Source organism: Desulfobulbaceae bacterium (assembly GCA_015231515.1).
Lineage (GTDB): Bacteria > Desulfobacterota > Desulfobulbia > Desulfobulbales > VMSU01 > JADGBM01.
In genome coordinates this window covers 1-8652 of record JADGBM010000119.1, presented here as the reverse complement: position 1 = coordinate 8652, position 8652 = coordinate 1, and the positions used below count along the sequence as shown (strand labels likewise).

At 45.8% G+C, this 8652-nt stretch carries 8 protein-coding genes and 2 pseudogenes; 3 read left to right on the top strand and 7 right to left on the bottom strand.

The window, feature by feature from the left end; genetic code table 11:
- Window positions 1-305: 305 nt before the first annotated feature.
- Window positions 306-662, bottom strand: coding sequence for a hypothetical protein (locus tag HQK80_13900; protein MBF0223294.1), 357 nt, complete (start codon window positions 660-662; stop codon window positions 306-308).
- 335 nt (window positions 663-997) lie between these two features.
- Entirely contained in the window at window positions 998-1270 is a 273-nt protein-coding gene (locus HQK80_13895) for a 30S ribosomal protein S20 (GenBank protein MBF0223293.1), read from the bottom strand.
- 391 nt (window positions 1271-1661) lie between these two features.
- Between HQK80_13895 and HQK80_13890 the strand changes: the two genes are divergently transcribed.
- The 3 genes and pseudogenes from HQK80_13890 (at window position 1662) to glmM (ending at window position 3773) form a co-directional block, all read left to right on the top strand.
- A complete protein-coding gene (locus tag HQK80_13890; GenBank protein ID MBF0223292.1) occupies window positions 1662-2453 on the top strand; it encodes a TIGR00159 family protein in 792 nt (263 codons plus the stop codon).
- Between the two features lie 116 nt (window positions 2454-2569).
- Window positions 2570-3433, top strand: a complete 864-nt coding sequence (locus HQK80_13885) for a hypothetical protein (GenBank protein ID MBF0223291.1) — start codon at window positions 2570-2572, stop codon at window positions 3431-3433.
- Window positions 3434-3479: 46 nt separating this feature from the next.
- Window positions 3480-3773 (top strand): annotated as a pseudogene (glmM, locus tag HQK80_13880) (phosphoglucosamine mutase).
- A 108-nt stretch (window positions 3774-3881) separates the two neighbouring features.
- Here glmM and HQK80_13875 read toward each other — a convergent pair.
- The 5 genes and pseudogenes from HQK80_13875 to HQK80_13855 form a co-directional block, all read right to left on the bottom strand.
- Window positions 3882-4670, bottom strand: coding sequence for a sulfite exporter TauE/SafE family protein (locus HQK80_13875; protein ID MBF0223290.1), 789 nt, complete (start codon window positions 4668-4670; stop codon window positions 3882-3884).
- Between the two features lie 37 nt (window positions 4671-4707).
- Window positions 4708-4872: a diguanylate cyclase gene (locus tag HQK80_13870; protein MBF0223289.1), complete on the bottom strand. Its 165-nt coding sequence runs from the start codon at window positions 4870-4872 to the stop codon at window positions 4708-4710.
- A gap of 81 nt (window positions 4873-4953) precedes the next feature.
- Window positions 4954-6537 carry a transporter substrate-binding domain-containing protein gene (locus tag HQK80_13865; GenBank protein MBF0223288.1) on the bottom strand — a complete coding sequence of 528 codons (1584 nt, stop codon included), beginning with the start codon at window positions 6535-6537 and terminating at the stop codon, window positions 4954-4956.
- Between the two features lie 192 nt (window positions 6538-6729).
- A pseudogene (locus HQK80_13860) lies at window positions 6730-7459 on the bottom strand (TlyA family RNA methyltransferase).
- 330 nt (window positions 7460-7789) lie between these two features.
- Window positions 7790-8551 (bottom strand): hypothetical protein, encoded by a 762-nt coding sequence (locus HQK80_13855; GenBank protein MBF0223287.1) that lies wholly within the window; start codon window positions 8549-8551, stop codon window positions 7790-7792.
- Window positions 8552-8652: the final 101 nt, after the last annotated feature.

Below are 8652 nucleotides of genomic sequence, written 5' to 3'. Positions count from 1 at the left end.
GTGTCGAAATCCGGCGCAATAACGGCTCTACTGAAAAAATCTCCGGTGATCCAATTGAAGCCTTAAAAGCGTTGCTTCGGTCATTTGATCCCTGTGATACCGGTTATTTGCCGCGTTTCTTTGGCGGGGCTGTCGGGTATATGGGCTATGATATGGTCAGGTTTATGGAGCGGTTGCCCGAAGATAAAGCTAAACCGCCTCTTGATATCCCGGACTCATCATTTTTGATTCCTAAAATTGTCTTGATCTGTGACGCCATTCGGCAGACAATCTCTGTTGTTAACTGTGTTCTGATTGATGCGGAATTAAACCTGGAAGAGCAGTATCAAAAAGCCCAGGCTGAGATCAGCCAGGTGGTCAATCAGTTGAAAGGTCCACTCCCCCCCAGTTTGAGGGAGGGCAGCGGATTGGTTGCGCCGGATTTCGACACTATTTCCCCAGCTGGTAAAAGTTGCCAAGGGATCAAAGCCAATGAAGGAATATCGGCCCCACTTCTCGCCCCCCTGCACACTCTCCAGCAAAAAAGCGTGGTTTTTATCAATAGCCACCTTGGCAAAGGCGGTCAGAGGCGTATCCAGATCAGCCAGGATTTCCTGACAGACAGGAACCAACCCTGATTTTTCAGCCATGAATACAAAGTCAGACAGTTCTGGTTTCATCATATGGTTTTGGTGCCTTTATACTCGCTTCATCAACCGACACAGTGCAGGAAGATAAAAGGATCAAAAAAAAGTACAAAAAAAAAGCCATGGAGCCCGTATAGGCCGCATGGCTTGATCAATTCATTTTAGGTGCGTGTCGGCAAGGGTTCAGTGGGCATCAATTTTTTATAAAATCGCCACCAACCTTGACAAAGGCTATGTATCCCTTTCTTGACCACGATTACTCAGCAGTTATTTTGAACGATAAGCCCATCACTTACGATTAAGCGATGGTAAGAACAAGTTACTCTACATTTTCAACTTTTGCATGGACTGCCGGCCTAAACCGGGCAGGACTAAGCCTGAGCTACAAAGTTATTCACACAAAGTGTTAACCTTGAGACTTTCCGCGATGCAGTTCTCTTATGAAGAACCCCTTTAACGGCGGTTCTATCGATGATAGGAATAGCTGCTTTCAAAGCCTCTTGAGCTTTTTCAACTGAATTTTCTTCAATAGCGCTATAAACGGATTTAATAGCGGTTTTCATTTCAGTTCGAACTGATCGATTTCGTACTCTACAGACTTGGCTCTGTCGATTTCTTTTAATTGCAGATTTGTGATTAGCCAAAACTTCTCTCCTTAAACTATTGATATTGTTCTTGATACAACGCCAGGATCTCGCTTTGATCTGAGGTCTGGTTTCGTCTTTAAGGACGATAGCACCAAGCAGTAACAGGTCGGCCGATGCCGACGTGAGATTGACCCAAGAAAGATGGGTAAATTAAATGATTTTTTCAATTATGTCAATAGCGCACCAAACAATTATTGCACAACAAAGGCATTTGCAGGTGAGAAACTTAGGAGCCGTCAAAAAAAAACATGCCTATTTATAATGCCTTACCGTAAGGCTCCGTATGCCATCTGGCTCACTAAAACGGTCAGGATAGTTTAATACTATTTTTTTATAAAGTTTCTAGAGAGTTACTTGAGTTTAAATTATATTTCAGGTTTAATAAAACATGGGCCAAATTTTTGACTTACTGCGCTGGCAGGATCTAGTCGACATCACTATCGTTTCTTTTATTATTTACAGGGTCATTCTGCTGATTCGTGGTACACGAGCCGTGCAGATGCTTGCCGGTATTGCTGTGCTCATCGGGGTATATTTCGGCGCCCGGGAGCTGCAGTTCATGACCCTGTACTGGCTGCTTGGCACTTTTTTAAGCTCAATTTTCCTGATCATTATCATTATTTTTCAGCGTTATATCCGCAGGGCGCTGACCCAGATGGGGCAAGCCTCCCCATTCACAAAGTCAATGGAAGAAACTATTCAGACTCTCGATGAAATAATCATAGCCGCAAAGACCCTATCCTTTAAAAAACTGGGCGGTCTGATTATTCTTGAGCGAGAAACCGGCCTGAAAGATTATATCGAATTCGGGCAGTCTATCGATGCAAAGCTCAGCGCTGAGTTACTGATCAGCATCTTCCAGACCTCGTCTCCACTCCATGATGGTGGCGTGCTGGTCAGTGCAGGCCGCATCATGTCCGCACGTTGCGTTCTACCCCTTACCAAGAATCCCTATATCTCAAAAGAGCTCGGCACACGTCACCGTGCTGCCATAGGAATATCAGAAGAGACCGACGCCGTTGTTGTGGTAATATCTGAAGAGACAAGCCAGATATCCCTGGCGCAGCACGGTGCCATTACTTCGAATCTTGACGAGAAAACTCTACGTAAACGGTTACAGGCAATACTCTCGGCAAAAGAATCCCACACAATGGTCTGGAAAAATTGGTTAAACAGATAATACAAAGCTACAGGCAACAAAAGCTTTCCTGGCCCAAGGACTGGTTTCTCAAGTTTATCTCAGTCCTTTTTGCCATTTTCTTATGGTACTTCGTCGCCGGGGAAGACCGGGTTGATATGAATGTGCAAATCCCGGTTGAGATTGTAAATCTCCCGCGTGGTCTGGTGATCTCAAACCAGTTCAAACCCCTGCTAGACGTTACGGTCACCGGCCCCCGCGGGATGATCAAGAAAATTTCAGAGCAAAGCATCAGCCGTTCTATTGACCTGTCTGAAGCATCCCCCGGCAACATTGTTGTCAATAACGCCCCGGATTCGATCAAATTCCCACGCGGTATCGAAACCCTTCGCATAAACCCGACTCAAATAGTGTTATCAATCGACAAACTCATTGAGAAAACTATTTCTATCGAATCAAAATCGGCTGGAAAACTTTCCGGCGATTATGAACTTGACTCCATCACACTTGAACCAAACTCTCTGACCTTATCCGGCCCACTTGAAGTGCTTAAAGATATCGACATGCTAGAGACCAGAGCCATTGACCTGACGAACATGAAAAGCTCTTCTGTCAAGCAGATATCTCTGAACTTACTGCCGGAAGTTGCCAACCTTATCGGCGAATCAATAGTCACAGCCCGAATAAAGATACGGGACAAACTGGAAACCAAAAATATTCGCCGCATACCAATAACTATTGAAGGTTTAGCGGAAAACAGAACCGCAACGATCAAACCCAACTCGTTTACAGTTACGGCCCAGATCCCTAAAGCCCTTATCAGAAACACCGAGAAACTGAGCACCCTTTTTAAGGCTTCCACAGATGTCAGCGCGCTGCCGGACGGTACCCATGAAATAAAAATTGAAGTGAAAATACCGGCCGGGATCACAGTAGATGAAATATCACCGGAAACAGCCGCTATTACCCTTACCTCCAAAGATCCTGTCATTGAAAAACCGACCACGAGCGACCCACCTTAATCGCTTAACCAACAACTTGTAACTTTATTCAATTAGGAACAGATATATGCGGCGACTTTTTGGCACTGACGGCGTACGAGGCACAGCAAACATTTATCCAATGACCACTGAAATAGCCATGCAAATTGGCCGTGGCATCGCTTTTCTGGTTAAGGATAAGATACATGGACACCGTATCGTCATTGGTAAAGACACCCGCATATCCGGGTATATGATTGAAAATGCTCTGGCAGCCGGTATCTGCTCTATGGGGGTTGATGTTCTCCTGGTAGGCCCTCTGCCGACTCCGGGAATTGCCTTTATCACGCATTCCATGCGAGCCGATGCCGGAGTTGTGATTCCATTATAATTCAAGCTGTTATGCATTTAAGTCGTAAGCCTGGGTTCTGGAAAGCTCGAATAATAAAATAAAAAATCACATATCAAATCTGCTCAGACTTCGACACCGTCACACGAGTCCGGAACCGAGCGCAAGCGCGATTCCAAACAGCAAAATCCCGGTGAAGGTCTGGATTGTTTTAATCGTTATCTTTTTCAAAAATCTCTTGCCGACACGCACGCCGCTGAAAGCCGCCAATATGCCGGCCATGATCAAAGGCCATTGCTCTGGGTTAATAGCACCTGCTTTACCGGCCATGAAGAAGAGAGCCGCATAGCTTATGAGCCGGGCCATGTCGACCATGAAGCCTATAACCGCATTGGTTCCTACAAAGGCCTCCGTTGACACCCCTGTTTTGGCTAGAAAGGCTGATCGCAAGGCGCCTTGATGTCCTGATAACCCCCCAAAGAAACCAGAAAGCATACCACCCAGAAAGAGATACTTACGGTCGAAGTGCAGACGGCGCAGTCCTGGCAAAAGCTCAAACAGGGAAAAGGCCAGCATGAGTGCCGCCATAATAAGCTTCAGCGGTGTAATGACCGCTGTCCGAGAGCCCAGCGTATAGGTTGCCACTTGCTCGACCCCAGACAGATAACCAAGAGCTGTGACGCCAGCAAAAGCTGCAATGATAGCTGGGATGCCGAATTTTAAAACGACGGTCCGGTCAGCTTTTTGGCCAAACACCATGATTTTAAAAATATTATTGGCACCATGCACAACCGCCGTAGCCGCTACGGCCACTTCAAGCGGAAAGAACAGGGCAAAGACCGGCATCAAGAGGGTGCCGAGACCGAAGCCGGAAAAAAGGGTCAAAGCCGAGACCAGTAAGGCCGCACTACAGATAACAATATAGCTCATTGTGCTGTGAAACCCTCATTAGAGAAGACGCCTTGTATCAGGAAAACTTAAAACTGCCGCGAGACTGAGTTTTTACTTTGTACATTGCGGTATCAGATTTTTTCATAAGGTTGTCAATGTCGGCACCATCCTCAGAAAAGCAACTGATTCCAATACTTGCGCCTATTGCACATTCATTGTCTTTGAAGGTAATCAAGTTCATAAAGTTGGCGAGTCATATAGGCGGGGTTAATCATAGTAAGAGTCAGGTCGGGAGAGATGGTCAGGTCTCGTTCTTCCATTCTTAGCTTATGATATGATCTTTTGTCTCGGCTGTGACTGGTGCCTTGAACTCAGTAATGTCTGTTACGATTGCCTCGATGGCAGTCAGTTCCCCTGATTTATTTGTGCACGGTCTGTTGCGCTGGTTAATTAACCGGGTTTCACGTGATTTAGTAATTATCTGGTATTCATAAAAAGGCTCCATTTCGCCTTCAAGAAGTTTATTCCACTGGTTATTGAAATAGTTTTTCCAGTCAGGATGAATAATCTCCTCCATCAGTCGCGGGCGTTTGTAAAACTGATCGGGACTGTAGCCGCTGATATCTATTGAGGCCTTGCTGACAAAATCATAGCGTCCGCTTGGAAGTGCCATTCGATAAATCATGTCAGGCGCATTGTCCATCAACTCTTCGAACTGGTCGACACTGCGCATAAGGAAGTTGAGTGATTCTTCGTATTTGCTCATGTATTTAGCGACGAAAATGCCAAAGAAACAGCTGATGCCAAAAAACATTCCCCGTATATAGAGGTTCTCTGGGGGGATATCGGTCAAAAAGAGTTCGAGTAATCCCAGCTGTTGTTCCGAGTTGAAAAAGAACCATTCCACAAATGAGTCCAGAATCCAGAAGGTTGTTGTAATGCCGAGGATAAACAGTAGAAGGTTTCGGATTGATGATTTTGAGAGGCTGTTGGTGGTCGTTTCACGGGCCATGAAATTGCCAAGCAGAATGGCCAGAAAAATGAGAAGTAAACAGGAGAAAACCGTGATCAGAATCTCGCGGGATGTCCATTTTGGCGATTGGGATAAACTGTTGGTGAGAAATTTGTTTTCAAGTGTGTGAAAGGGGGAGTCATTGATCTTTTTCCAGGCTTTCAGGTGTTGGTCGATTGTGCTGATAAGTTGACCGTCGGCAGTTTTAGAGGCGGCAAAAAACACCTCGGTCTTCTTAAATGTTATCGGTGTGGCACGTAAATCATAGTTCTGGGCAGCCTTTTTCCCTTGAAAGGCACTGAAAATACCTGCATCGACAACGCCTGTAATTACCGCACTGGTTAACTGTTCATAGGAGTTAATATGTCTTGTGATTGGTTGTATGCCAAGTTTGCTGCAAACTTCCCTGAAATTATCGCCAATGCTGTCTTGATTAATGTAACCTACTGTTTTGCCGTCAAGATCGGCAATTTGGCGGATGTCCTGACGATCAGACTGTATGAAGATCTGGTTTCTCTGGGCGGCGGTTTTTTCAGTCGAGAATGTCAGTAATTTTTGCCTGTCATCTGTTTTGACCAGGCCCATGCTGAGATCAAGAGAGCCATCCTCAAGCCCATCGATGACGTTCTTTAAGGAGCCAAGGAATTGGTACTCCAGTTTCCAGCCTTCCTGTTCTGCAACTTTTTTTAAGAGTTCGGCGTGAAATCCAGTCGGCAGACCCTTATTTTCATAAACAAAGGGGAAATTAAGATAGATTCCTACCCGTACAGTTTTGATGAGTTGAGGGGGCGATGGCGATGGTGAAGGGAGTTCTTCTGAGCATAAAGCAGATTTCTGGAAGCAGAGAATGGTTAAACAAAGAGCAAGGAAAAAGCCAAAGCAGAGATTTTTCATAGTGGCCTCGTTTGGAGTGGAACTGCAAAAGTTTCTATGTGACTATACGTTACGTTTCGGTGGTTTCCGCTATTTTGGGGGCATCACCTGAATAGTTTCGTTTCTATTAGTATACTATTAATATGATGTGCCCTGTCAAGAAGCGATTTCGGCTGGAGTAAAAGCTGGTATGACGGGAATAGAATAAGGGGGTTAGCCCCTGAGATAGATAAGGAACTCTTTGTTGCCCTTTGGGCCTAAAATCGGAGAATCTGTAACTCCCATTGAGGATAGGCCGATAGTGGTGATAAAAGAGAGGATATCTTCAACTACCTGGCTGTGTAAGTCAGGGTCTTTGACAACCCCCCCCCTTGCCTACGTTGCCTTTGCCGACCTCAAATTGGGGTTTGATCAAGGCCAGTATGGCAATCTCCTTGGAAAACAAGGGCAAAAGCGGCGGCAAAAGTATCTTGAGGGAGATAAAGGCGGCATCTATAACTGCCAGTTGAATTGGTTCGTCAAAATCTGCCGGGGTGAGATGTCTGGCGTTGGTTCGTTCCTTGACGATAACTCGATCATCTTGCCGGAGTTTCCAGTCAAGCTGACCATAGCCAACATCCACTGCATACACTTTTTTGGCACCATTTTGCAGGAGACAGTCTGTGAAACCACCTGTTGAGGCCCCGATGTCAGCACAGATAAGTGATTGTGGATTGATGGCAAAATATTGAATTCCTTTTGCCAGTTTCAGCCCCCCCCGACTTACAAAAGGACAATCCTGTCCCTTGACTGTAATCTGGCTGTCAATCGGGACCATGACTCCCGGTTTGTCCGATCTGTGTGAACCTACTTGTACCAGGCCAGCCAATATGAGCGCCTGGGCTTTCTGCCTTGTGTCAGCAAGCTTGGTATCAACTAATAGTTTATCGAGGCGAATTTTCATTTAACTGTTCATTTAGGGTACGTGATAGTAACGGAAATTTTTATATCTCTTTTAGCTAGGTGCTCATTGCTAAAAGCAAACTTTATATAATGAACTGAAAGCCCGCACGCAGTGCACTAAGTTCAATAAACCGCCCGCTTCGCTTGAGGCGCAGAGTACGCAAAGATTTTAGTTGATCTCCGTTATCGGGAGTCGCAATGACGTTTGAAAAGATTTTTTGCCACGGAAACACACAGAAACACACTGATAACTGCTTTTTTCGTGTGTTTTTGTGGCTAATTTAAGCAGGTAATCTTTTAAGTCCGCTGTGTAAATCATACGTGATAAAAGCTACTGTCCATCGGCCTTTCGGAGGATATCGCAGAGCTCATCAGCCATAGTGCCGATTGTGGCATGGTCTTTGCCTTCAAGCATGACCCTGACAACTGGCTCTGTACCGGAAAGGCGAACCAGGATTCGACCGTCCTTGCCGAGTTTTTTCTCCATTTTTTTAACACTGCTTTGAAAGTTTGGTACCAGGTCTAAATCAAGCTTTTTGCTGGTGCGAACATTCTTAAGTACTTGGGGAAAGGCCTCCATGATCTTGGCGAGTTCTGACACCGGTTTGTTTTGTTTGATCATGATGGCCATGAGTTGGAGTGCTGCCAGAATACCATCGCCTGTAGTCGAATGATCCAGGAAAATCAGGTGACCGGACTGCTCTCCGCCAAAATTGTATTTGTTAGCGCGCATATTCTCAACAACGTAGCGGTCGCCGACAGCAGTGCGAACCAGTTTGCCGCCGATTTTGTCCATGGCTATTTCCAAACCGATATTGCTCATAACGGTGGAGACAAGGGTTTTCTTCTTAAGCTTCTTTCTGGCCATAAGGTCAGCCGCACATATGGCCATAATATGGTCACCGTCCACAATAGCACCGTTTTCATCGGAGACAATGAGCCGGTCTCCGTCCCCATCCAGGGCAATACCAATATCGGCTCCGACCTCAAGAACCTTTCGGGAGATGAGTTCCGGGTGCAGGGCTCCGCATTCATGATTGATGTTTTTACCATCAGGAGAGACCCCTATTTTTATGCGCGTACGGTTTGCCATCTGAAACTCTCCGTCTTATCCCCCAAACAGTTCTTGAAGCCCTTGATTTCGATCAGCCGATCGCATCAGGGTTTCACCAATCAGAGCCGCCGTTACCCTGT